General features: G+C 36.0%; 19 protein-coding genes and 2 pseudogenes. 7 read left to right on the top strand and 14 right to left on the bottom strand.

What is annotated here, in order from left to right; all coding sequences use genetic code 11:
* A pseudogene (locus BTO22_RS11975) lies at window positions 1–433 on the top strand (hypothetical protein); the annotation flags it as partial.
* 224 nt (window positions 434–657) lie between these two features.
* Here the strand turns inward: BTO22_RS11975 and BTO22_RS11970 are convergent.
* A pseudogene (locus tag BTO22_RS11970) lies at window positions 658–790 on the bottom strand (IS6 family transposase); the annotation flags it as partial.
* 363 nt (window positions 791–1,153) lie between these two features.
* Window positions 1,154–1,312 (bottom strand): hypothetical protein, encoded by a 159-nt coding sequence (locus tag BTO22_RS20200; RefSeq protein ID WP_258132577.1) that lies wholly within the window; start codon window positions 1,310–1,312, stop codon window positions 1,154–1,156.
* 281 nt (window positions 1,313–1,593) lie between these two features.
* Here BTO22_RS20200 and BTO22_RS11960 point away from each other — a divergent pair, with 281 nt between their 5' ends.
* The gene (locus tag BTO22_RS11960) at window positions 1,594–2,535 is read left to right on the top strand and encodes a YeiH family protein (protein ID WP_181044639.1); all 942 of its coding nucleotides are present in this window, start codon (window positions 1,594–1,596) and stop codon (window positions 2,533–2,535) included.
* A 211-nt stretch (window positions 2,536–2,746) separates the two neighbouring features.
* On the opposite strand, the gene BTO22_RS19990 is transcribed toward BTO22_RS11960, so the two are convergent.
* Both BTO22_RS19990 and BTO22_RS11955 read right to left on the bottom strand, forming a co-directional pair.
* Window positions 2,747–2,896, bottom strand: a complete 150-nt coding sequence (locus BTO22_RS19990; RefSeq protein WP_181044638.1) for a hypothetical protein — start codon at window positions 2,894–2,896, stop codon at window positions 2,747–2,749.
* Between the two features lie 155 nt (window positions 2,897–3,051).
* Complete coding sequence (locus tag BTO22_RS11955; RefSeq protein WP_105055723.1) at window positions 3,052–3,729, bottom strand: tRNA (adenine(22)-N(1))-methyltransferase; 678 nt, start codon at window positions 3,727–3,729, stop codon at window positions 3,052–3,054.
* Window positions 3,730–3,829: 100 nt separating this feature from the next.
* Here BTO22_RS11955 and yidA point away from each other — a divergent pair, with 100 nt between their 5' ends.
* Complete coding sequence (gene yidA, locus BTO22_RS11950; RefSeq protein ID WP_181044637.1) at window positions 3,830–4,639, top strand: sugar-phosphatase; 810 nt, start codon at window positions 3,830–3,832, stop codon at window positions 4,637–4,639.
* Between the two features lie 97 nt (window positions 4,640–4,736).
* On the opposite strand, the gene BTO22_RS11945 is transcribed toward yidA, so the two are convergent.
* From BTO22_RS11945 to BTO22_RS11930, 4 genes are all read right to left on the bottom strand, one after another.
* Window positions 4,737–6,035 (bottom strand): MFS transporter, encoded by a 1,299-nt coding sequence (locus tag BTO22_RS11945; RefSeq protein WP_105055721.1) that lies wholly within the window; start codon window positions 6,033–6,035, stop codon window positions 4,737–4,739.
* Window positions 6,036–6,073: 38 nt separating this feature from the next.
* Complete coding sequence (locus BTO22_RS11940; protein ID WP_060992761.1) at window positions 6,074–6,811, bottom strand: glycerophosphodiester phosphodiesterase family protein; 738 nt, start codon at window positions 6,809–6,811, stop codon at window positions 6,074–6,076.
* Between the two features lie 291 nt (window positions 6,812–7,102).
* Window positions 7,103–11,563, bottom strand: coding sequence for an ATP-binding protein (locus BTO22_RS11935; protein WP_105055720.1), 4,461 nt, complete (start codon window positions 11,561–11,563; stop codon window positions 7,103–7,105).
* Between the two features lie 10 nt (window positions 11,564–11,573).
* Window positions 11,574–12,596 carry a response regulator gene (locus BTO22_RS11930; protein ID WP_105055719.1) on the bottom strand — a complete coding sequence of 341 codons (1,023 nt, stop codon included), beginning with the start codon at window positions 12,594–12,596 and terminating at the stop codon, window positions 11,574–11,576.
* A 237-nt stretch (window positions 12,597–12,833) separates the two neighbouring features.
* On the opposite strand from BTO22_RS11930, the gene BTO22_RS11925 reads away from it, so the two are divergent.
* A complete protein-coding gene (locus tag BTO22_RS11925) occupies window positions 12,834–13,367 on the top strand; it encodes a DUF3332 family protein (RefSeq protein ID WP_105055718.1) in 534 nt (177 codons plus the stop codon).
* An 81-nt stretch (window positions 13,368–13,448) separates the two neighbouring features.
* Here the strand turns inward: BTO22_RS11925 and BTO22_RS20195 are convergent, their stop codons facing one another.
* Both BTO22_RS20195 and BTO22_RS11915 read right to left on the bottom strand, forming a co-directional pair.
* Complete coding sequence (locus tag BTO22_RS20195; RefSeq protein WP_258132576.1) at window positions 13,449–15,311, bottom strand: methyl-accepting chemotaxis protein; 1,863 nt, start codon at window positions 15,309–15,311, stop codon at window positions 13,449–13,451.
* A gap of 259 nt (window positions 15,312–15,570) precedes the next feature.
* Entirely contained in the window at window positions 15,571–16,017 is a 447-nt protein-coding gene (locus BTO22_RS11915) for a DoxX family protein (protein WP_105055716.1), read from the bottom strand.
* 141 nt (window positions 16,018–16,158) lie between these two features.
* Between BTO22_RS11915 and BTO22_RS11910 the strand changes: the two genes are divergently transcribed.
* Entirely contained in the window at window positions 16,159–17,049 is an 891-nt protein-coding gene (locus tag BTO22_RS11910) for a LysR family transcriptional regulator (protein WP_105055715.1), read from the top strand.
* A gap of 72 nt (window positions 17,050–17,121) precedes the next feature.
* On the opposite strand, the gene BTO22_RS11905 is transcribed toward BTO22_RS11910, so the two are convergent.
* The 4 genes from BTO22_RS11905 to BTO22_RS11890 form a co-directional block, all read right to left on the bottom strand.
* On the bottom strand, window positions 17,122–19,089 hold the full coding sequence (locus BTO22_RS11905; protein ID WP_105055714.1) for a GGDEF domain-containing protein: 1,968 nt from the start codon (window positions 19,087–19,089) through the stop codon (window positions 17,122–17,124).
* Window positions 19,086–20,249, bottom strand: coding sequence for a sugar ABC transporter substrate-binding protein (locus BTO22_RS11900; RefSeq protein ID WP_105055713.1), 1,164 nt, complete (start codon window positions 20,247–20,249; stop codon window positions 19,086–19,088). Before BTO22_RS11900 ends, BTO22_RS11905 begins: the two co-directional genes overlap by 4 nt.
* 136 nt (window positions 20,250–20,385) lie before the next feature.
* The gene (locus BTO22_RS11895; RefSeq protein ID WP_105055712.1) at window positions 20,386–20,985 is read right to left on the bottom strand and encodes a response regulator transcription factor; all 600 of its coding nucleotides are present in this window, start codon (window positions 20,983–20,985) and stop codon (window positions 20,386–20,388) included.
* Window positions 20,986–21,006: 21 nt separating this feature from the next.
* Window positions 21,007–22,836, bottom strand: coding sequence for a sensor histidine kinase (locus tag BTO22_RS11890; protein ID WP_258132575.1), 1,830 nt, complete (start codon window positions 22,834–22,836; stop codon window positions 21,007–21,009).
* Between the two features lie 191 nt (window positions 22,837–23,027).
* Here BTO22_RS11890 and dsrO point away from each other — a divergent pair, with 191 nt between their 5' ends.
* On the top strand, window positions 23,028–23,804 hold the full coding sequence (dsrO, locus tag BTO22_RS11885; protein ID WP_105055711.1) for a sulfate reduction electron transfer complex DsrMKJOP subunit DsrO: 777 nt from the start codon (window positions 23,028–23,030) through the stop codon (window positions 23,802–23,804).
* Window positions 23,801–24,871: an NrfD/PsrC family molybdoenzyme membrane anchor subunit gene (gene nrfD / locus BTO22_RS11880; protein ID WP_105055710.1), complete on the top strand. Its 1,071-nt coding sequence runs from the start codon at window positions 23,801–23,803 to the stop codon at window positions 24,869–24,871. The genes dsrO and nrfD overlap by 4 nt, the downstream gene beginning before the upstream one ends.
* Window positions 24,872–24,881 lie beyond the last annotated feature (10 nt).

Raw genomic sequence — 24,881 nt, 5'->3', positions numbered from 1 at the left:
TGGGAAACCTATTGTAACCGACTATATATATCCTTTACAAAATAAATGGTTTAATTCTAACAGTAATATAAATCAAATGCAGTGGGATGTTTGGGGAACGATATTCAATGCACCTCATAGTCAGGTTCAACCTGCGGGTACATATAATTATATTGAGACTGACTATGTAGTTCTTTACGCTAATGTTCTTAATAATAATTTTCTTGATAAAGGTTTGGCTATTTTAACAACATCAGATATTGCCGATTTGAATACTGAAGATATGTCGTATATCAATAATCGTATCAAAGCATGGAGTATACCAACTGGTTGGACTGTTCGTTTTTATGAAGATGCCAATTTTCAGGGTAACTTTTGGACACGTCAAGGCGGACGAGGGGATGATGTTGAACTAAGGGACAAAATTAGTTCAATAAAGATATTAAGTAAATAAAAATTATACGGTGTAATTACCATTTACAGATGTTTTTTCAAGCGGTCTTCAAATTTGATTATAAACCGATTAATAGCAGCTCTCTAGCTATGGATTGGTTTCGACCACTTTTTCGAAGCCGCTTTAATCGCAAGGTATATCACTTTTTTTGCTGAATCATCACTTGGAAAGGGGTTGTTGCAAATAATTTGAGTTGGTAAATAAGTCCTACAATTGACTCATTATTATTGAAAAACAACCTCAACATTGAATAATGTGATTCATGAAGGCGGACCTCTCCCGCACAAGGTTTTTACGTTCATCCTGACGAAGCCAGAAATCAAACTGGCCTTTATCTAACATTCGTAATGATTCAAATGACCAGGGCTGTTAAAAATAATCTGGAATTGATAAATAAGTCCTATTATCAACTCAGATTATTTGCAACACCCCCCTCAAATTCACCTTCATAAAGTTCACTTTTAGCTAGATGATAAAAGATACCTAGCGACTAAAGATATTCCCCCTACCGAGCTTAAATTTAAACTAAAAACACACAGTGAATATGTGCTACCGAGAGTCATTCGAATATTTTTTCTCCATGTGATTATTTCAACATTTGATAATGAGGGGCTTGTTGCAAAAAATTAAACAAAGAAAAACTGATCTATAGCAATAGCTGTTGCCGCCGATGTATTTTCAAGCCCCTTTCCTGTTTGACTAACGATTACAGGGTAACCATTATAGTGTCCCTTTATAAAACACAAACAAACCAGTCTTCTCAATAACAACATTATCTAATAATGCGGCAAAATGTTGAGCTTCAATAGGCATAGATCCTTGAATAATAATTGGTTGTGACGGTGATTGAGAGTTCCCCTTCACTATTACACTTTTCATTTAAGCCATAGAAAAAAAACTCACTGACAACATAAAAAAGAAAAGAAAAATAGTCTTAATAGAACGCATATAAACTCCATTATTGATAAAATAAATTTGCACGCACTATATACTCTTCCCATGTGATAAAGTCAGAGCAAAGCAAACGTTTGCTTTTCAAATAAACGACACTTCATGATCATATCGTTAAAGTTTTTTTAACTCTATATATTGAATTATTAAACTTACTAAATCAAAGAAAAATGCTATCGTTCTCTTTCCTGTGTCCAAGAATAATAAACATGACTTTTAATAAACAACACTTACAGCATTACTTCCCTTTTTATATTGCTGCCTTATTCACATTAACCCCTTGGGTTAACTCACCTACGGCTTTAGTCATGGGTTTCGCTTTAGCGAGTTTCGGTTTTGTTCCAACCAACTTTTCTCTCGGCAAAGTGACTAAAAAATTACTCGCCTATTCTATTGTGGGGCTAGGTTTTGGGATCCAACTAAACGAAGCCATTGAAGCAACCTCAAATGGTATTGGCATTATTTTATCAACCATTTTTGGTACGTTGGTACTTGGTTGGTTACTAGCAAGACAGATGAAACTGGATAAAGTAACCGGTCATTTAATCGCTTCCGGTACGGCTATTTGTGGTGGAAGTGCAATCGCTGCAGTTGCTCCCGCAATAAATGCTGATGAAGAAGCAACAGGCTTAGCCTTAGCTACCGTATTTGTCTTAAACTCTATTGCACTATTTATCTTCCCTGTCATTGGGCATGCGTTAGAGCTGAGTCAACACGCCTTTGGGACTTGGGCTGCAATTGCGATTCATGATACCTCATCCGTTGTAGGCGCCGCTTCAGCTTATGGTGAAGAAGCGTTAAAAACAGCAACGACACTTAAGCTAGCTCGTGCATTATGGATTGTTCCTGTTGCCTTTATTAGCGCTCTACTCTTCCGTAGTAATAGTAAAAAAGTCACCATTCCTTATTTTATTCTCTTTTACTGCTTAGCGATTTTAATCAACGATAACTTGCCACAATTCCAAATGGTTTATAACGGTATTTTTGATATATCAAAAAAGCTATTAGTCTTGTGTCTCTTTTTTATTGGTTGCGGTATCTCTATTGAAAAAATCAAATCAGCAGGAGCTAAACCTTTAATCTTCGGTGTGCTTCTTTGGGTCGTTATCTCTACTACGTCTTTACTCTATATCATAAATTATATTCAATAAAAAATTTACAGAATAACTACCCGTATTTCTGAAATCCTATTTCCAATAAATGAGTACATACTATTCTACCTAACTAGCCTAGCAGAAGAAGGAACTGAACTACTAGGTTATTCTTTGCTCGCTTATAGCGCGCTAGGTTTTGGTATTGAAGTACATCGCCTTAATAAGAATTCATAATTTCGCCTAGCTAACGACACTTGTCGTTAGCTAATTATTCACTCAGTGCCTCTGCTTTCATCGCAAAATAGCGGATCATTTTAATAAGATCTGACTTACTTATTTCTTGTAACGTTAATGCAACTTCTACGTCTTTTTTTATCGTCTTGAGCAACACTTGTTTTCTCAAACTTTCACTTTGCATACTGAACTCCAAACACTAACATGCTCATTTAACGACTAGAATGTGCTCTAAATATAAAAAGTACTAAATACAATTTATGTAGGGCATACCCTAAAAATGAATAATGTAAGTTTATAGCTTTAACGAAGTATTCCAATAGCATATTGAAATACTAATCAATTCAATATGCTAAAGCCATCCATAGCTTCCCTTAGCTTTAAATACAAATCACTCACCTTGCTCGAGTTTTTAGTATTTTCTTCCATTCGTTGGTAATGAGAAATCGTTTTTTGCAAATATTCTTGATGATCTACCTCTGATAAATTCCACATTTCAGAACCGATATTACTCAAAGGAACAATAGCTTGATTACTGACATGAATAATTTCATAAAAGCGTTTATTCTCTTTAACTAACGTTTCTGACACTAAACCAAAGCCCATATCAATTAACTCAGTTCTCACTTTGTAATGATGCAATACAGGGCACAAGATAAATTCTAATTCAATACCTTGATTACGTGTCTGGATGGCACGAACCAATTCAATTAATAAATCCCCTCCTACACCAGCAATAATAATTAGATTCTTTTTATCTGGGACGAGAGGCAGTTGAGCTACATCCATGCAGTGCACTTGCCACTGAGAGCTGACTTTTAAGGCGTGCTTTTGCAGTTGAGACTCTAATTCAACCATCAACTCATCGACGACATCGACAAAATGGATCAGACTTTTGGGCTGCGAAGCCAATAAAGCAATGCCTAACTGACCATGATCACAACAGCAATCCCAAATATGATCATATTGCCTAGTGACTTTATTTTTAATGGTGTCTAAACGAGAACTTAGTTTCATGGCTCAATATTATTAGTGAAAATCAGGCACAGTATATAGTATTTTTTTCATAAAAATCAGGTAAGCTAGCTCAAGATAATTTAACCAAATGGTAAGCACTATGTATAAACTGATCGCATTGGATATGGATGGCACTCTGCTTAACTCTGATAAGCAAATCTCAGCCGAAAACAAAGCCGCTATTGCCGCTGCTCGTGAACAAGGAGTGGTCGTTGTTTTAGCTTCTGGTCGCCCCCTAAATGGCATGAAACCACAACTCGAAGAATTAGGCATGACAACAGAGAACGATTACGTTCTTAGTTACAATGCCTCACTCGTTCAAAAAGTGAAAAGCGAAGAAGTTATCCGTAGCCAAATAATTACCGGTACTGACGCAAAAATTCTTGCTAAATTAGCGAAAAAACTCGGAGTTCACATTCACGCCTTCTCTCAAGAAAAAGGTCTAATCACCCCTGCATCAAGTCATTATACTGAGCATGAATCTACAATCACTGGCATGCCAATCACTGTGATTGATTTTGAAGAGCTATCAGATGATGAACAAATAATGAAAGCGATGATGATTGATGAGCCTAAGCTACTTTCTGCTGCTATCAAACAATTACCTTCCGATTTATATGAGCAATTTACGATAGTACAAAGCGCTCCCTTCTTCTTAGAATTTTTAAACCCAAACAGTAATAAAGGCGTAGGTGTAAAAGCATTAGCAGACCATCTTGGTATTACTGCCGATGAAGTCATCTGTATGGGCGATGCGGGTAATGATTGGCATATGATTAAATATGCAGGTCTTGGCATTGCTATGGAAAATGCCACTGATGATATCAAAGAGATCGCTAACCACATTACCGTAAGTAATAACGAACATGGTGTAGCAAAAATCATCGAAGAGTTTATATTAAACGTTTAATTCTAAACGAACAGACTCATAACAAAATAAACCCCAGTATAAATTACATATACTGGGGTTTTTAATTACTACAAATATCTTGTATTACATCATAAGACTACGCTTCTGATTCAAGCAATTTTTCTTCTTGATCATCACCGCTGTTTTTATTTTTCAGAGAAATAAGGATCAATGAACATATCATACCAAGTACCGCAACAGTTAAACCAATACCAAAGATCATCTGATATGCCTGAATCGCAGGGTAAGTATCAATAATCCAACCATTTAATGCATATGCCCAAAACACTGATGCATAAGCAGCAAATGAACCAACACTCATTGCTGAACCACTGTAGTCCTTTGGTACACCCGCTTCAGCTACCGGTGCTAAGATAATTCCTTTAGCTAAGAAGATACTGAAAGAGAAGCACATTAACAACACCATGTTCATCATTAGCATGCCTTCTGTTTTAGGCAGTGCAATCGTCACACCCAAACAAATTGCCGTTAAACCCAAAGCAAAAAACATCATTTTAATGGAAGATTTAAATACGAAATCAGCAATAGATCCGGCAACTAAACCAGCAACTACTCCCATTGCACCTGTATTAATAATACCGAAGATAGCGGCTTGTGCTGTTGATAAACCAAATACGGCTTGTAGGTAAGGTACTGTATAAATTAGCGTAATATAAATCCAATATACTGTTAGAGAAGTAATCGCAGCTAACCATACTGTTGGCATTTTTAGTACATGAACTAACCCTTTTAATGCTTCTTTGTTTTTGCTCTCACCTTGCTTAATTTCCATGTGATTATCTGGTACAAATTTCCATACACAGAAAATCATTGGAAGGATAAGTAACGTATAGAAAACAATTGCGCCTTGGAATACAAGGATTGAACCACCAACCAACGCCATGATACCAACGATAACAGCATTCATACTCATTTCAGCAGCACGGCGCACTGATTCTAGTAACCCAAACGCCATGCCTTTGTTTTTATCGCCAGACATTAAGGTAACGCCATTAACGACTGATGGCCAGAAAGCTGCATCTACTAGCCCCCAAATACCGGCAATCACAACCAAAATACTGAATCCAGGTTCTAAGAAAATGATGGTCATCATACTCAAAAAACGTATCGTCAGGCTGGTAATTAAAATGGATTTTACTGAAAAACGGTTATTGACCCAACCTGCTGGTATATAGAAAAACATTGCAGAACCAATTAGGGTAAATAAGATCCCCATTTGGGTGTTGTCTATTTGTAGCACTTCTAAAAGTAAGTTATAAAACGTACCTTTAAATGCTTCAAACGCAGAGTAAATGATTTGTCCTGACATCACGACAGAGAAAAAACCAAACAGCTGGTTTCGACTCGTGAAGCCTATTTTTTCAAACAAGTTCATAGTGGTAATCCTTTCACGTTATTGTTTTAATTATTATATTAAGCTTTATATTTCGATGGGAATTTATGTGCGATATCAGTACAGATACCATCAACACCCCAATTAAATAACTCGTTTGCACGAGCCAAATCATTTACCGTCCACACATTTACTTTAATTCCTGACGCTTTAAATTTATTTACCATTTCACGAGTTAAGCCCTTCTCTTCAGGGTGAATGTAATCGGCTTGACACCATTCAATGATTGAGTTCCAATCATCCCATAAGTTATGACTTTCAAACAAACAAGCAACTTTACTTTCAGGGCTTTTACGTTTGAATTCAGACAATACTAAGTGGTTAAAACTTGAAATAATAAGCTCACGTTCAGGGTTTAACTCTTTAAGTGCCATGATCAAATTATCGATCAATAAATGACTTAATTTAGCACTTGCCGAACACGATTTAATTTCAATATTTAAATTCAATTCTTTTTCGTTCGCTAATTTGATCAATTGTTGAACAGTTGGTAAACGCTCATCAATATAATCATCACTAAACCAACTTCCAGCATCAATAGAGTTCAAATCGGCGTGGCTAATATCACACAATCGGCCACTTTTATCTGTACAGCGATCTAACGTATCGTCATGAGAAATAATCACCGTGCCATCTTGTAGAATATCAACATCACATTCAAACCATTGAACACCATGGTCTTTACATAATGAGAAAGCAGAAAGCGTATTTTCGGGAGCCAGAGAAGACATACCACGATGAGCTATTAATGTTTTCATTGTTAACCTATTTTACGTGTTAGAAGATGTGAAGGATGATAACGCTTAGATCATTTCATAAATGTGACAAGAACAGATAAAATGAGCATTCGAACGTTCGAATAGGAACTTATTTCATTTTTTGCCTATGGGTTAACAATATTAATATCATTAACTTTAATTTTTTCGATATTAAAGAGAGCAGAAATCAAACAAGTTACCACCCTTCAGAATTTATCTTCTTAAATTACAATTAATAACTGAATAAATAACAATAAATACATCGAGATTATTTATGTATTGAAATGGCAATTACGGCAAAGATGAAGGTAACATACGATTAATAATCGTTAGAGCACGATCAAAATCATACGCTTGTAACGCCTTAATTAATTGTTGCTCATCGCAATCTAAATTGACTTGTTCAGGAAAAAGATGAGTGGCTAAATCTAAAGCATTACTATCATATTCTTCTACTTTATTTTTCAGATCCTGTAATTCTTGTCTACTTATCGTAGTTTTCTCTTTTTGAGCACTTCCTGTCGCCAGCAAAGATAATTGCTCAAAGAATAATAAATACTCAGCATCACTCTGCGTAAGTAGTTCCACAATATCACTCTTACTACTATAAGTTGCGCTTGATTCAACTTGCTGTAAAAGTGCAGCAAGCTTACGACCACCTAAATTTGCAGTCATACTTTTCAATGTATGTGCAGTACGCTCAAGTAACCCCATATCACTTTGTTTCAAAGCAGATTGAAGATCACCCAACATTAGCTCAGCGGTTTCCATATAGCGTTTAATTAAGCGCTGTAATAAATCAGGATCATTATTGCTGTACAGCATTGCATCATCTTTAGAGAATGTAGACTTATAGTGAGATTGCTCATGACCCGAAGACGTTGAAGTAAAAGACATATCCAATGGTAACCCATCAAAAGCATTAGCAATATGTATCGCTAGTTTATCAAACACAATCGGTTTCTCGATAAAACTAATAAAACCACACAACATTGCTTTGTGCTTTATTTCTGGTAACACATTAGCAGAAAGGGCAATAATAGGCGTTGTTATATTTCTTTTACGGATTGCTTCTGTCGCTTGGTAGCCATCCATTATTGGCATCTGAAGATCCATTAAAACCAATGCATAAGTATAATTATCAATATACTCCAGAGCCTCTTCTCCATGATTTGCAACATCAACACGTAAATTCAATTTCGTTAACATCGCCGTCGCAACCTCTTGGTTAAACTCATTATCTTCAACGAGTAATACACTTTGCCCTTCAAACTCAACAACAGCGCGTTTCCCATCGTCATGATTTTTCGGCTTTATTTGCGTTAAGCTTTTTAACAATGTTAATTTAAAATAAAATTCGCTACCTTTACCTAACTCACTTCTTACTTCAATGAGTCCTCCCATTGAGGAAACCAAATTTTGGCTAATGTTTAAGCCTAACCCTGTTCCACCAAAACGTCTTGTTGTCGAACTATCAGCTTGAGAAAAAGCGGTAAATAAATCATCAACTTGTGAAGGAGTCATGCCTATTCCTGAATCAATAATCCGAACGACAAACGTAGCATCTGTATCGGTTGACTTAATAGCTGAAAGGTAAATAATCACTTTGCCTTCAGGGGTAAACTTAACGGCATTTCCTGCTAAGTTTAGGATGACTTGATATAACCTTAGGGGGTCTCCTATTAGTGTCATACTCAAGGCTTCGTCTAATATTATCTCAAGTACAAGCCCCTTCTCTTGTGCCTTAATAGATAAAATATCATTTACGTCATCTAGCGTATCTGATAATAAAAAAGGGATGGATTCTAATTGTAATTGACCAGCTTCAATTTTTGATAAATCTAGAATATCATTAATAATCAACAATAAAGATTCAGCCGAACGGTGAACCTTTCTAATATAGTTAGCGACTATCGGCTTCTCAACCTCTTGCAAAGCGAGATAAGACATCCCTAGAATAGCATTCATTGGTGTTCGTATTTCATGACTCATATTCGCCAAAAAATCAGATTTTGCTTTACTGGCCTCATCAGCTGTTTTCTTTGCAATTTCGAGTTGAATATTAAGCTTCCTTAATTTTCGACTCCAAATAAAAATCGCAATAAGAATAAAGGTGGAGGAAAAACCAATGGTATATACTAATTCATAATCTACTTTTTCTATTAACTTTGGAGCACTCCATTTAAGTAAAATACGTTTTTTTTCTTGTTCAGAAATTGAACTTACTACATTATTAATAATTGAATATAGTTCAGGCTCAGAATCTAATACGTGAAAAGTAGGACTTATTTTTTGCTCAAGGCGACCAACAAGATCAATACTTTGATACTCATTAGTTGAAATTAAATAATTTAGAACATGAACGGTATCAATGACCCCCATAACTTCTTCATTATTAACAAGCTCAAGTCCTTCTTCTGTATTATCAACGAGCACCCAACTAATATTTGGGTATCTTTTTAAAATTTCTGGCGTATTTGCCCCATTACGCAAAATACCTATCGTCCAATTCGTTATATCACTTAACTCAACACTGTGAACATCAAGATTAGAAGCAAGAGCAAGTTTATTTGAAAAAAGAGGATCTACTGGATGATAAGAATAACTTAATGTATTGTTTTCTACTGCAGCTGAAACTAACTCTACCTTCTCTTGAGAAATGAGATCTTTTGTTTCAGTCCAACTATCTACAACTTTTGGGATAATCTTAAGACCCGTTTTATTCTGAATTAACTGCAAAAAATCATTAATGATACCAGTGTAATTTTTTTTATTATCTATAAACTCATAAGGCATAGCTGAAGGATCAATGCCTATAAATACTTGTTTTTTATTTTTGATCCATGCCAACTCCTTCGGAGATAAATTTAATAACTGTCCGTGAAAACCATTATCTTTATATAACTTTGAAATATAAGAAAAAAGCGGAGGAGGTAAGTATTCAAATAATTGCAGGGATGGCATATAAATATACCCTTTTCTTATTTTATTTCCATAATAATAATACTTAACCTTTCCAACTTTTGAGGTCCTTATCTGAGATCGATAATTAGCCGCTAACTCAACATATGAATAGTTCAACTCCTCTTTATTACCATCATTTTGATGATAAAAATTAAATACCTTAATTGGCTCTATGGATGTTTCAGTAAATATTTCTATTTTTTTAAGAGCTTCTCTAATATCAAAGATGGTAACAATACCTTCAAATTTTTCAATATCATCATGAACTAATAAATAAGCCGCGATTTGAGATAAAATATCCGCTTTTTTCAAAGCATTGGTATAGTCTGCATAAACTCGCTCATTAATAAAATCCTCATAATGGTCATCATCCTGACGAAGATGAGAAAGTGCTGCATTAAATCTATCTCTGATTTTTTCGTTATTAAATTCAACATAAATTGGAGATATATATGAAATATTACGATGAACATGTATATCTGATAAGGTCATACCTAATTGACTTGATAGGTACCACTCTAAAACTCGTCGTTCAATAACTAATATATCAATAGTTTTATCTTCTAAATCCAAAAAAGCATCAGAAAGGTTAGAATAAACCTTATTTTCTTTTGATTTTAATGACTTATTTATCTCTAATAAAGCTAAACGACTTGGAGAGCTCCCTTCTTGTAATAAGGAACCTACTATAAGATCTTTTCGATTCTTACTAAGATCTATTTTATTAGATGCATAACTAACAGGAATATATTCTAATTCAATTAATGACTCGCTATAAAAGTGGTCAAGTGACTGCTTACTTGTAATTCCCGAAATAAATGCGATATTAGAGTGAGTGGTAAGAATATTCTGCCGAACTGAAAGAGGTAAACGTGATACGTCACCAACTTTATAACCCATATCGTTTAGCAATTTTTGAATCAAACTAAACTCAAGCCCTACAGATGGACTTTCTGCATACATATATGGTGGGTTCCCATACCCAAAAATACCAGACAAAGGCACTCGATGTTTGCTATGGCTAAAATACTCTTTAAATATATGATTTTTTTTATCATCTTCTAAGTTAGTAAGCATTTTATTTATAAGAGAGAGCAATATAGGCTTACTCTTAACAACTAGCATAGATGCTTCGGAATTCTGCCATCGGGCTACAACACTATTTACTTTAAATTCATCATTTAGATAATAGCGCTGAGCAGTATCCATTCCCGAAATAGGCTCGGTATAGACGGTATCTACTTCCCCTTCCTTTAGGGCTTTCAATGCTTCTAACTGAGTAGGATAGTAATGAAAAAAATGAGTATTTGGTGTTTTCCAATCAGGTTTGCTTTCACCTCTAATCAAAGCGATTTTAAGATTAAGTATCTGATCTATCCTATTAAAACTAGCTCTTTGAGATAACGTAATCAAAGAATGTTGAAAAGGAAGATACGATATACTGCTATTTACATCTAACCATTGAGCTTGCTCGCCTCGACCAAATAAATAAACATCCCCTAAATTATTTAATAATGCTTTATTAGCTTCTTCACGTGTATTAACTCTAAGGAATCGTATATTTAAATCATAAGAAATACGTAGAAGTTCAGCATATTCTTTTATTATCCCTTTTAATTTATGAGCATTATCAAAATAGGAATAAGGATAATTATCTGATAATACGACAATAGTAATGGTCGGATTATACTCAAGCCATTTATTTTCACTTTCTGTCAGAGACATTTTATTTTCAGACAAAGCATTACAACTCATTAGAGTAAATAATAAAATAATTATCCTAATCATGCTTCCTTCCTTAATCTCTAAACTTCTGTTTATACTCTATAATCTGGGGTAAATTAGCCAAAAACAAATCGACAAGTTCAGGATCAAAGTGCTTTCCTTTCTCTTCTTTCAATAGAGCGACGGCGTCTTCAATACTCCATGCTTTTTTATAAGGTCTCTCGGATATTAATGCATCAAAAACATCAGCAATAGTAGATATTCTCCCGACTAAAGGGATATTACGTCCAGCAGTTCCTCGTGGATATCCTGAACCATCCCATTTCTCATGATGATTTTTTGCGACATCAATTGCCATTTGCATTAATAGTGAAGTGCTTTCTTTACCTAGGATCTCAACGCCAATATCCACATGCTGTTTCATCACCTCAAATTCTTCGACAGTTAACCTACCCGGTTTTAACAAAATTGAATCTGGGATCCCAATTTTTCCTACATCATGCATTGGCGCTGCACTTCTTAATCTTTCAGACTCTTCCTCACTCAATCCAAAAGCTTTTGCTAGTACATAACAAGAATATCCCATTCTTTTTACGTGCATTCCTGTCTCGTTATCTTTGTATTCGGCGGCACGACCCAGGCTAGATAATGTTTCAAGTTGCCCTCGATTAATTTCTTTTGTTTGTTCTTTCACTTTATAGTAAAGAGATCGCTGTTGATTATATAAACTCAGTTGAGTTTTAACGCGTTGTAATGTTACCGCAGGTGTAATAGGTTTTGAGATATAGTCAACCGCACCACATTCTAGCCCTCTGAGCTCATCTTGTGATGATATTTTTGAAGTCACAAAAATAACAGGAATATGACGAGTTTGAGGTTGAGATTTTAATACCTTACATACTTGATAACCATCCATCACTGGCATCATTATATCCAATAAGATCAATTCTGGTTGTGGCTTTTTCTCTGCAAGCTTAATCGCGAGCGGACCATTAATAGCAACTCTTACTTGATAGTTTGAACCTAGAATCCCTGTCAGTACATCAACATTATCGGGACTGTCATCAACAACAAGTATAATTGGTTTATCTTCCATAATTCTCCAAAAAATATTGCCCTACCTATTAATTAAATATAGAAGACATATCAGTAATAATCATTAATTTCTTTCGTGTTTATTACCCTTTGAGCAAACATTCAGAACCAGTATTTATTTGAAATATACATCCGATAAATATTATCTGGCACAAAATGGTAAGTATTCTTCTGTAACGAAAAGCATAATAGTGCCAAGAAAACACATCACTGATTACTTACTTTTTGGGTCTCAATTATGAAAAAAACATTTATTAAAACTGCAGGCATTATTATTCTAGCGACAACATTAACAGGTTGTATTGGTAGCAACGCAGTAACAGGGAAAGTAATGAAATTCAATGTTGAGGTGGTTGATAACCGCTATGCTAGAGTTGGGGTAAATTTACTTCTTGCACCAGTTTACGGAATTACAACTGCGGTTGATTATGTTGTATTTAACTCATTAGAATTTTGGACAGGTAAAAATCCAATCTCTGGTCGTCCACATATTTTTGATTCAAAAACAGACATTCATTTTAAAGTAAATGATGAATTAGACCCATCATTGCGTAATGCGCCTATTGACCCATTGGTAAACCAAAGAACTATTTCTACTGGTGAAATGAAAAAGATTGACAATAATACCATTCAAATGAACATCACCTATAACACAGGAGAAACAGGAATTTTGCGAGGGATACGTGATGGTAAAAATGTAAATTACTATATTGATGGGGAGCTTATTTCTCAAACAACTATCGCCCGATTAGAATATCTACAAGAGAGTTAAGAGTGATAATTTAAAGTGAAAAAGTCACCCTTATATTGGGTGACTTGATATTACTTACAGTACAGAAATACCGGATTAATGCTAAATTTTAAAAAAGGAAAGGATATCTTTTTGCCTTATCGATAATTCCGACAATTCCTCACTTGCTTTCGCACTTTGATAAATACCACTCACATTTTGAGTCACTAATTCAGAGGCAATATTGATATTTTGTGCAATTTCATTCGTCACACTCGATTGCTCTTCTGATGCTGCAGCAACCAATGTATTCATGTCTGAAATGTCAGTAACAGAACTCGCAATTCCCGTAAATGCACTTGCAACCTTCTCTGCAACCACTTGTGACTCGTTCAGTAATTGAGCATTCGATCTCATATAGATATCAGCTTTATCTGATTGCTCTTGCAACTTAGCTATAATCTCTTGAATATCAACCGTAGATTGTTGTGTCTTTCCAGCTAAAGAACGAACCTCATCAGCAACAACAGCAAAGCCACGACCTTGCTCCCCTGCTCTTGCCGCTTCAATTGCCGCATTTAACGCTAGTAAATTGGTTTGCTCAGAAATACTATTAATAACATCAATAACCCCACCAATTTCTGTTGAGTATTCTTTTAGTTGATTAACAATTACCACTGAATCTTCTACTGATGAGCTAATCTTAGCCGCTATTGCTGTAGAACTAGATAACGCTTCATGTCCTAAGGCTACATTACTCTGAGCAGCACTTGCAGCACCCTCAGCATTAGAAGCATTTATACTCACCTCAGAAGCGGTACTCGATAACTCGCTTACTGCCGTTGCTATCTGCTCTATTTGTGCAGTCTCTTGTTGAGCATTCACTTCAGATTGCGTCATCACAGAAGCAAGTTCAGTTGAAGCCGTCGAGACATTTTCAGATATCTGATGGCTACCTTCAATTACACGCTTTAACTCTTGTATCATAACAACCGCACTAGCATAAATCCCCGTATTCTTGCTAGATGAAGTTAACTCCATACTTAAATCACCCTGAGAAATACACTTGATAATATGTTCAATATGTTCTGGTTCTCCACCTAATGGCTTATATATATAATCCATAATTACCTTATAGATAATAGAAGAAAATAATGCAATAGACACCAAAGTGATCAACATAGAAATAAATAAGGTGTTATTACTTGGTTCAAGAATAACCTCATTATATTCAAATGATGCCACCATCCAATTTTGACTTTTTTCTACAGATGAAACGACATAAATAGTATCGTCCTGACTATAAGAATCGTAAGTCATTGTTCTATTAGTTGGTGATAAAACAGAATATTGAGGTCTCACATCATGCATGTTTTTACCGATATATTCTGACTTTTTTGATGATAAAATATAACCATCTTTTCTATATACATAAACTTGATTACTATTCGTTAACTCGCGAATAAAATCAGAAAAAATAGAAAGAGGAACGGATGCAGCAAGAACACCAACAATTTGGTTATTTCGTTTAACTGGTATAGCGAAAGAAAAAACTTGATCATTCTCAGTATCAGTATAAACATCAGTAATTACTTTATTTTCACCAGAAAAAACTCTTTTATACCATTCACTCGATTTACCATTGAAATTAGGAATTATACCTTTTCCATCAGAAGAAACCGTCAAACCAGTTTTATCTGCATAAAATATATTATCAAAAACACCCAACTCATTGTTAATATTAGATAATATATTTGATGTTCTATCAATATCAACCAATCTTCCACTAGAGTCAACATCAAGATAAATTGAATTTATTATATTAAAATACTCGGTTATTTTTGATGTTAAATTCGTTGAAATTAAATCTGTTTTCTCTGTCATTGTTCGATTGTAAGAAGAAAGACTTTCTTCTTTAAAATTGAAATATCCAAACCCTGATAATCCAAAGCAAACCACAACACTCATGCTTATAAAAATAAGCATTAATTTCCCTTTTAACGTTTTCATAAATAATTTAACATTTTCATTAATAAGTAAGTAAAGACTACCCAAACAAAAAGTAAATAACAATAAGGTCAATAAGAAATATAGAACAAATATAATAATAAAATAAAATAAAAGCCAAATTTAGCTATGATACCTATCAATAACAATAAATACATACAAAATCTGTATATGATTTTTAATTACTTATCGATAGGATCAATAATTGCATAGGGAAGAATTTACTGAATAAGTTAGTCTATTTAATTATTTGTTTATTTAACCAAATATCTAACGCCACTTTACCAGATCCAGATAACATTAATGATATACTTGCTGCAAATAACGCTAAACCAAATTCATAACCGCCATTAGACATAAATAGACCATTAGACAAGTGTACGCTTACAATGGCAATTAACATTGTAAATGCAAGTACAAATGCTGAAGGGCGTGTTAATAAACCAAATAAGATAAATAAGCCACCAAAAAACTCAGCACTACCAGCCAAAAATGCCATTGCTATCCCAGGAGCCAAACCTATCGATTCAAAAAACTGACCAGTCCCTTCTAAGCCATAGCCACCAAACCATGCAAATAATTTTTGAGCACCATGAGCCATAAAAATGATACCAATAGGAATACGTAGAGCAAGTGTGCTAAAACCAGCATTAGATGATAATAATTGTGCAATTTTTTGTTTCATAATAATGTCCTAAAGCAAATATATTTGTATGAGGTTTCCCCCCCTAGTTGTGAGCTAGTATAAATATGTTACCCTCAAAGAAAATTGGAACAATTTGAGCAAGTAGTTCAATTTTTTTGAATACACAAAATAAGGATATACATGAATTCCCTCATTACCCTAGATGCTTTACGTGCCTTAGATGCTATTGACAGAAAAGGAAGCTTTGCAGCAGCTGCTGAATCATTATTTAAAGTTCCATCGGCTCTCACTTACACCATTAAAAAGCTCGAAGAAGATCTTGATGTTGCTCTATTTGACCGTTCAAAACAAAAAGCAAATCTCACCCCAGCAGGTAAGCTAATCTTAGAGCAAGGTAGAGAGATTTTAATTTCGACGGATAGACTTGAATCAGCAGTGAAACAACTGACTTCTGGTTGGGAAAGAGAAATAAAAATAGTAAGGGATACGATTATGCCTCTTAATCCCCTCTTAGAGACCATTATTGGGTTTAATAAATTAGAACAAGAGACTGAGATAACCATTTCAGAAGAATCACTCAGTGGAGGCTGGGATGCTCTCCACAGCAACCGTGCCGATATTGCAATTGGCGTTTCTGACCACTTACCAAAAGGCGAATATCAAATAACCGAAATTGGACGCGTGGATTTTCTCTTTGCCGTTGCTAAACACCACCCATTAGCTTCATTAGAACGAATCATTGAAGCTGATGATTTACTTAAATACCCTTCAATTATTGTTTCTGATTCTGCACTTTTATTACCTACTCGAGATACAGGGTTATTTAAAAGTAAACAACGCATTCGTTTTCATACTATGCAAGCAAAAATACAGGCACAATTAGCTGGTGTCGGAACTGGATTTTTACCAAGGCATTTAATTCAACCTTACCTCAACTCTGGAGATTTAGTTGAAAAAAAATGTTCAGTTCCACGAGTAAATCCCCCGCTCTTTATTGGCTGGCATAAAAGCAATGATGGCAAAGCATGTGAGTGGTTTACAAGAGAACTAGCACTTAAGAAATGGTTGTAAATACTTCTTAATGTAGCATCTTTATTACTACTTTTTACAATCCACTCGTCGTAATAAAAACAAACCACCTGTTTAGACATTCAGATAATAAGCCTTCTTCTCTCGGTACATATGCTCATCAGCAACGGTAAACATCTTAAATAGTTCCGTAGTATCCGAGCATGACCAGCCTAGGGAGTAATGAGCTTCATAGCTTGTCCCCTCTCTGTCAAAAAAAACTAAGCTCTTTTGGTGTAACTGTAACTTTTCAGCTAATGATGCACATTCTTTCCAAGTCATTCCTTTTTTCAAAAGAGCAAATTCATCTCCACCTATGCGATAAAATGTTTCATTTTGTGTTAATAACTCTGAGATATGGCGACTACTTACCCTGATCAACTCATCACCTAAATCATGTCCATATTGGTCATTAACCGCTTTTAATCCATTCACGTCTAAGATGAACAATCCAAAGTTCCACTCAGCCTCAGTGTCTCGGTAACGCTTTTGATAGTGTGCTAAATCTTCATCAAACGCTTTTCTATTTCCACACTTTAATAAGCCATCACTTCTTGCTACATCCACTAACTCTAACCAAGACGACAGTTGCTTCACAAAAAGTTTAAATACTAACTGATGCTCCTCTAATTGAGGTGTAGATATAAAGCGCAAGCTTGCAAGCAACTTATCCTTACTCGATAATATTTCAATTCCTGAGTACTCTCCTAGTGCTCTAAACCTCAACTGCCAATCAATGTCAGGGAAAAGCTGTTGCAGCTGCTGCTCTACTTTATTTGGTAACTCGCGGTAACTTAGTGTCTTATATATTGAGCCAAATTCTATTACTGCTGCTAAGTTGTTCTTATTTTGCTCTTCTCTAAGTAACGCATCACTAAGTTGAGCAGTCTGTTTCGTTACTTGAACTTCTAACTCTTGGTTAAAACTAGAAAGCTTGTCATTATTTCGCTCTATTAACTCTTGAGATTTATTAAGTTCATCATTGGTATTTTTTAATTCTAGCAGTTGATTTTGAATCGTTATTCTCATTTTACTAAGCACTATTGCCATGCGATTGAATTCAGTAAATTGAAACTGTTTTTCTTTCGGTTCTTGATTTGATGCATAGCTAACAATCGTTTTCTCTATCTCAAGAAAAGCTTTTGATATCCAACGAGTAATCCCCATTGAGATAAAAAGAACCGTGACCAATGTCCACCCAATCACAGTAAACAATGCAACTAACGTTGATTTCATCTCTTTTAAACGAGAAAAATCTGAAAATTGATAAGCTATATCTAACTTTAATGGCGATGAAAAAAACGGATTATTTAACACAAACAAACGTTCAATGCTGTCACTGTCATCGATTTCAGAATTTATTTCTAGATTTTCGTCTACGTGTTCTTTAACGCTAAAACTTTCATTTTTAAGTAGAAAGTGCTGGAAATGCTTTTCAATTGTATTAAATGAAATCAATACCACAACATAACCAGAAGCACGATAACGACCAGAACCTTCTAAGTTATAAGGTAGCATGGGAGTCACTAAAGCAACGCCGTTTGATGTAGGTATTCCTTTAATTAAATTAGGTTCTGTGTAAAATCTTGCTGTCGTTAATCCTTGCTCATAAATCGATTTATCTTCACTGATCTCTTGCAGTAATTTGCTGTTTTCAAAATAATATGAGCGTCCATTTAAGTCATATAATGGTTCCCACTCATCATTTAATATATAAACACTATTAATTAAGCTTGATAGTTCGCTAAAGCGGGTGAGGTTATGCATCACTACGCTAGAATATAGAATGTTATCAAGTGCTTGAATATTAAAGCGATCACGCGATAACCAATTTAGGCTTTGTTGAATGCGATCAAATTCAACCACGATCTCTTGAGCAATCGTTGATACCGCATTTTGTATTTCTTGTTCTTTTTGATTTAATAGTTTTTCACCAATACTGTTTGTCAAAAAATGGCTAATAAACAGCAGTGGGACTAATGTTGTAATCAACAAAACATAAGTAAATACTTTACGTAAACTTAAAAATGGACGACGGATCATTGCTCCTCCACTTTTTTCGAGAATCGATCAATTAAGTTTTCAATATATACCATAGTCTCTTCCTTAGGCATTCCATCTGAATGGCGAGATGCCCCTCTTGCTAGTGCTTCCCAAATAAATGAAACACGTAAGCTAGTAGGAATAGGTTGAGAACGTAAATATTGTTGATATACAGAATACATCACCGCTTTCTTCGGTGACATTGAAGTATGATTCACTTTGGCGGAAGCTGAAATATATTGGTGTTCATTAATCAATTGAGTTAAGAATTGTTCATCTTGAGAAATCAACATTAATTGCTTAATCATTTCTCTTTTTTCTGGGTTTTGGTAACCGCCTTTTGTAATAGTTAAGATTCTCCCGCCTGATAATGATCTCATTGGAATACCTTGATAGCTCGGCAATGAAGTAATTCCAAGATTATCACCAAACGCTTCCGTTAAACTATTTACAGCCCAGTCTCCATCAATTAAATAAGTTGCTTTACGCTCAATAAATTGCTGGCGTCCGCATACATTACTGCATTCAACGCCGATATTATTAAGTGCCGCCATATCATGATAAAATTGCAAGGTATCCATGCTTTTTTCATCATCAAAGATAATCTTATCGAACGAAGTCTCTGGATGAAATAAGCTAAAAAACGACGAAAAAAAGTACATGTCTTTCACACTAAAAACAATATGTGTTTTAGATGGTTCTTGTTGTGAGAGAGCTTGTAATTGCTCCCAGCTTGTTATTGGTTCTTTAATTTTGCTTTTATCATAAAAAAGCATGAGGTGGTTACCAAGAAAGAGAGGTAAGCCCATATACTCATTACCCACCATTGCACTTTGCTTCGCTTCAGTTTCAAGTTGATCTTCTTTGATCCATTCTTTAGGAATTGTCTTTAAACCTATAAACTTATGTAAACCTAAAAAATCTGAAGGAACCCATGCAACATCTGGCATGTAGTTTTTTGAGCGTGATGCTAATAGTAATTCTGCTTTCATTTCATCAATAGAAAACTTACGGATCATCAATTGATTGCCCGTTCTTTTTTCGAATTCATCAGCAAGTTTTTTATCGACGTTATCTCCAAAAGCACTCCAAAATTCAAGTACTCCAGCTTCAGATGAGAACGAAACAATAAAAAAAATTAATACGAAGAATTTACGCATGACAGTTAAATAATATCTATTTGAAATGAAAAGAGAGACACAAGCTTCCAATATATGTCACGAACCAATAATTATATCAGAAAAAAGAGCGATAAACGTTGGCTACCCATAAATGGTCATACCACTAATATGATTCTTATACGTGTATTTTTGCATAAGTCATCACCAAGTCTGCAACCGTTTCAGCATTCAGTTTTTTCATTAAACTAGAACGATGCACTTCTACTGTACGAACCGCAACGAATAGTTCTGCCGCAATTTGTTGATTTCGTTTTCCAGCCACAATTAAATGTAAGATTTCAGCTTCTCTTTCTGTAAGAGACTCAAATACTTTTTTACTTTCTTGCTTATCATAAAGACTCATAGAAGCGACAATAGCTTTACTAATTGCCAACGCTAATTGTTCGCCATCAACGGGTTTTTGAAAAAAATCAACCGCGCCTAATTTTAAAGCATCCACTGCCATTGGAACATCCCCATGCCCTGTTAGAAAGATCACTGATAAGGGGCTTTTTTGCTGATTCAGTAAAGCATGTACTTCTTGACCGCGAAGGATTGGCATCCTGCTATCCAGAATCACACAACCGGGTTTCATCAAGTCAATCTTATCAATAAAATCTTGCCCATCATTAAAAGAAACGACATAAAAATCATATCCTTCCAACATAAAGCTTAAAGAATCACGTACAGATTCATCATCATCAACAATATACACTGGCACGACTAACTCAGACATTTACTTCCCTTATCCAACGCATTATTTCTCATTCTCTTTTTTATTAGGCAATAGTGTACTTAACCGTGGAAATATTACTGTGACACAACACCCTTGTGGTGACGCGGGTTCCAATAAAAATTTCCCTTGGTGCGCTTCAATCACGTCACGACAAATCGCAAGTCCCAATCCTAACCCGTTCTCTTTTGTGGTAAAAAAGGCTTTAAATAATGACTCGCTATCTTCTTCAAGCCCAATACCATTATCTCGTATTTTAATCATGATTGTAGAATCGTTACACTGTACATCAATATCAATATGATGCGGCAATTCTTCACGTTGTAGACACGCATCTGCTGCATTATTAAAGATATTAAGTAACACTTGTTGTATCCCTACCGCGTCTCCCCATAAAGTATAAATTTCAGTGGAATGATCTCGGGTAATATGAATTTTTTTCTTTTGAAAGTCATATTCTAATAACGCTAAAGTATCACTAATAATGCTATTGATTTCACATTCTACTTTGGCTATTTGACGCTTATTAATCAGTTTTCGTAAACGTTGAACAATACTGTCTGCGCGAATAACCTGCTGATCTATTTTTGCTAAAATAGGGATTAACTCTTGAGCTGATTGCCCTTTTTTAAGGCGTAATAACCCCCCTTGACTGTAATTACGAATAGCGGCTAATGGTTGATTAATTTCATGGGCCAAGCTACTTCCTAATTCTCCAACAATACTTACTCTTTGAGCATGTTCTAGCATTGAGTTTTTCTCTTTTAAACTATGGAGAGTACTTTCTAGGTCACATTTGCTACGACTGAATCGATACTCCAATAAAAAATGATAGGCATTAAGTGAAAGCACTAAAATAAATAACATCCATCCCCACTGTTGATTCAGTTTTAACCATGCGACAGCTTCCTGCCACCACGGTTTTTGCAGTGGATGCATATCCAAACCTTGGTACAATTTATCCACCGAAAGCTGGCTAATGGGAGATGTCCAACCCAGCGAATTAGCAGCAAGAGCCGCATCCTCATGACTCGGTAATGATAATAATGCTCTGGTGATCAGCTTTGCTAATCGTTCATCCCCTTTCCCTGTTTTAGCAAATGACCAATTTGGATAGAGTGGTGTTGAAGTGGCGCAAGAGAAATCGTCAGGAGCGATATTATTGATCACTCGATAGTTAGAGAAACCTATCAGGCCCTCTTTGTTCATTCTTTCAATTAAACACACTGGCACAATCGCGGCATCAATATGTTTATTACGTAATTGATAAATTAAAGCATCCAACGGGAACCCTAAAAATTGAGTATCGGAAAAATACGTTGATTGACTTAATCCGAGTTTATTAACCTCAAATCGTAACGTCAGATAACCGCCAAAGGCATTTTCATCGACCGCCGCTAAGGACTGTCCGCTTAATGATTCAATAGTCATAAACGATGAATCACGACGAACCACTAACGCCGAGCCAATTGCATGAGTGGTTCCATTTTTACGAGTGGTGTTCGCGCTGTTTAATGTCGCAAGCCAAGAGAATGGGTATTGTCTGCCTAATCGTACGGCCTGACCGGGGTTAGTGATAACAAAGTCAACGGTTTGGTTCTCGACCGCTTGTTCCATTTGTTGAAGTGTAAAAGGATGCAAAACAAAATGAGTATTAGGAACGCGTTCACTCAACCAATCCAACGTCGGCTGCCAACGGTGTTGCGCCTCTGCTCCGCCACGAGTGGCCAACACTCCGACATCTACATTAACGGTTTGTGCTTGAGCAAAGACTGCATGAGATAACAAACACACGCACCCGACCCACAGCGATAGACTGATTTTACGACCCTGAATTTGCCATCCATTGTTCATTATCTTTTCGCTCTTATTTGAAATACTTGTCAAGAATAGCAACTTCAGTGTTTTTCCCAACTCTTTTTTCTTGTTTTAGATCAACCCACCTTACGCTATGTGGAAAACCACAATAGGCGGAACTGACATAATTTCCAATAATCCATTCATATTATGAAATGCACTCTAACTCCTAACCAAAAAGGTGTTTTATGGACAATACCAAACGTCGATTTCTCAGTCGTCTTGGCACCCTTACCGCAGGCGCTGCCATTATTCCTGTCGCTGGCGCAGGCACATTATCAGCCAATACCATTATCCGTAATAATAACCAGCCAGACCGCAAAGGCATGGTGGGTAAACGTTATGCAATGGTCGTTGATTTACGAAAATGTGTTGGCTGCCAAGCCTGTACCGTGGGTTGTTCCATCGAAAACCAAGCCCCTATTGGGCAATTTAGAACGACCGTAAAACAATACGAAGTCACGCTAGATAATGGCGATACTGAAGTTCAAAACGTCAAATCATTCATGTTACCGCGTTTGTGTAACCACTGTGAAAATCCCCCTTGCGTTAAAGTTTGCCCAGTTCAAGCGACCTTCCAACGTGAAGATGGCATTGTCATGGTGGATAACGAACGCTGCGTAGCCTGTGCTTATTGTGTTCAGGCTTGTCCTTACGATGCCCGTTTCATTAATGAAGAAACCCTAACCGCTGACAAATGCACCTTCTGTGCTCACCGCTTAGAAAAAGGCTTATTGCCCGCTTGTGTCGAAACTTGTGTGGGTGGCGCGCGTGTGATTGGGGATTTGAACGATCCTAGCAGTGAAATTGTGCGTTTAATGGCAGAAAATCAAGCAGACATTAACGTACTAAAACCAGAAGAAGGAACACAACCGCACGTATTTTATATCGGCATGGACGAGCGCTTTACCTCTCACATTGAGGGTAAAGCGGCGATTTATGATCCAAAAGGAGAAAATGCATGAACATCACTGAAGTTTTAATTCAACCACAAGCAACCGCGTGGCTTCCGTGGGCCGTGCAATATTTCTTATACATTGGCTCTGCTTACGCTGCTGCTATTTTATTTTTACTGAGCTTGGTATTTCAACAATTCACCAGCCATAAAATGCGCTCGGCATTGGTATTAACCCTTGCGATTGGCGCGATTGTTGGTCCGTTAGCATTAACTGGTGATTTGCATCAACCAGGTCGCGCTTGGCATTTCTTCTTCCATCTTACGCCTTGGTCTTGGATGTCTCTTGGTTCGTTGTTCTTACCTCTTTTCTCAGGATTAGCTGTACTCACAGCATGGCTGTATTTACGTGATGACATTGCCCAATTGAAAAACAGCACCAATCCAATCGCAAAATTAGTGGGCTTACTCACTCTGGGTGATTGGAAAATAAGTGCCGTACAAATGAAAATCGTCGCGGCGATCACGGTTTTATCAGGGTTAAGTATCGCGCTTTATACGGGCGCTGAAATTGCCATTGTAGAAAGCCGTCCATTATGGAATCAAGCCGCTTCTCCTCTACTTTGGTTTATCACCGCTTTCTTAGGTGCGATTGGTTTCTCTGCAATTTTATTGTGGCTGTTCCCATCAGAAAATAACGACGTCATGAAGAGCGGGGATTTATCCCTCATCAAACGCGTGACGACATTAAGCTCACTGCTTGCTTTTATTCTTGTGCCGCTTTGGGCTTCAAATAACCCGTACTTTTCATTGTACGAAAACAGCGATTGGATCACTCGATTAAGCATTGTCAGCATGGGTTTTGTCCTTTGTTTTATTGTGGCTCAAAACATCAAAAAACTGCATCGATTGAGTTTCGCGGTGATTGCATTCAGCACTTTATGTACGAGCTTTTATTTACGCTGGGTCACCATGATGGATGTACAAACCATTCCAAAATTTGATGTCGGTGCTTATCCATACGAACTGCCAATGGGTGGCTCTGGGCTGCTGGGTATTATTGGCATGTTTGGCTTATGGATGGCATTAGCGCTTGCTGCATCTGAACTCATCAACACAACAAAATCAACCAAGTAAGGAATTGAAC

The organism is Aliivibrio sifiae (assembly GCF_002954705.1).
Taxonomy (GTDB): domain Bacteria; phylum Pseudomonadota; class Gammaproteobacteria; order Enterobacterales; family Vibrionaceae; genus Aliivibrio; species Aliivibrio sifiae_A.
Note: the sequence above shows the minus strand (reverse complement) of the source record. Positions and strands in the feature narration are given on the sequence as shown.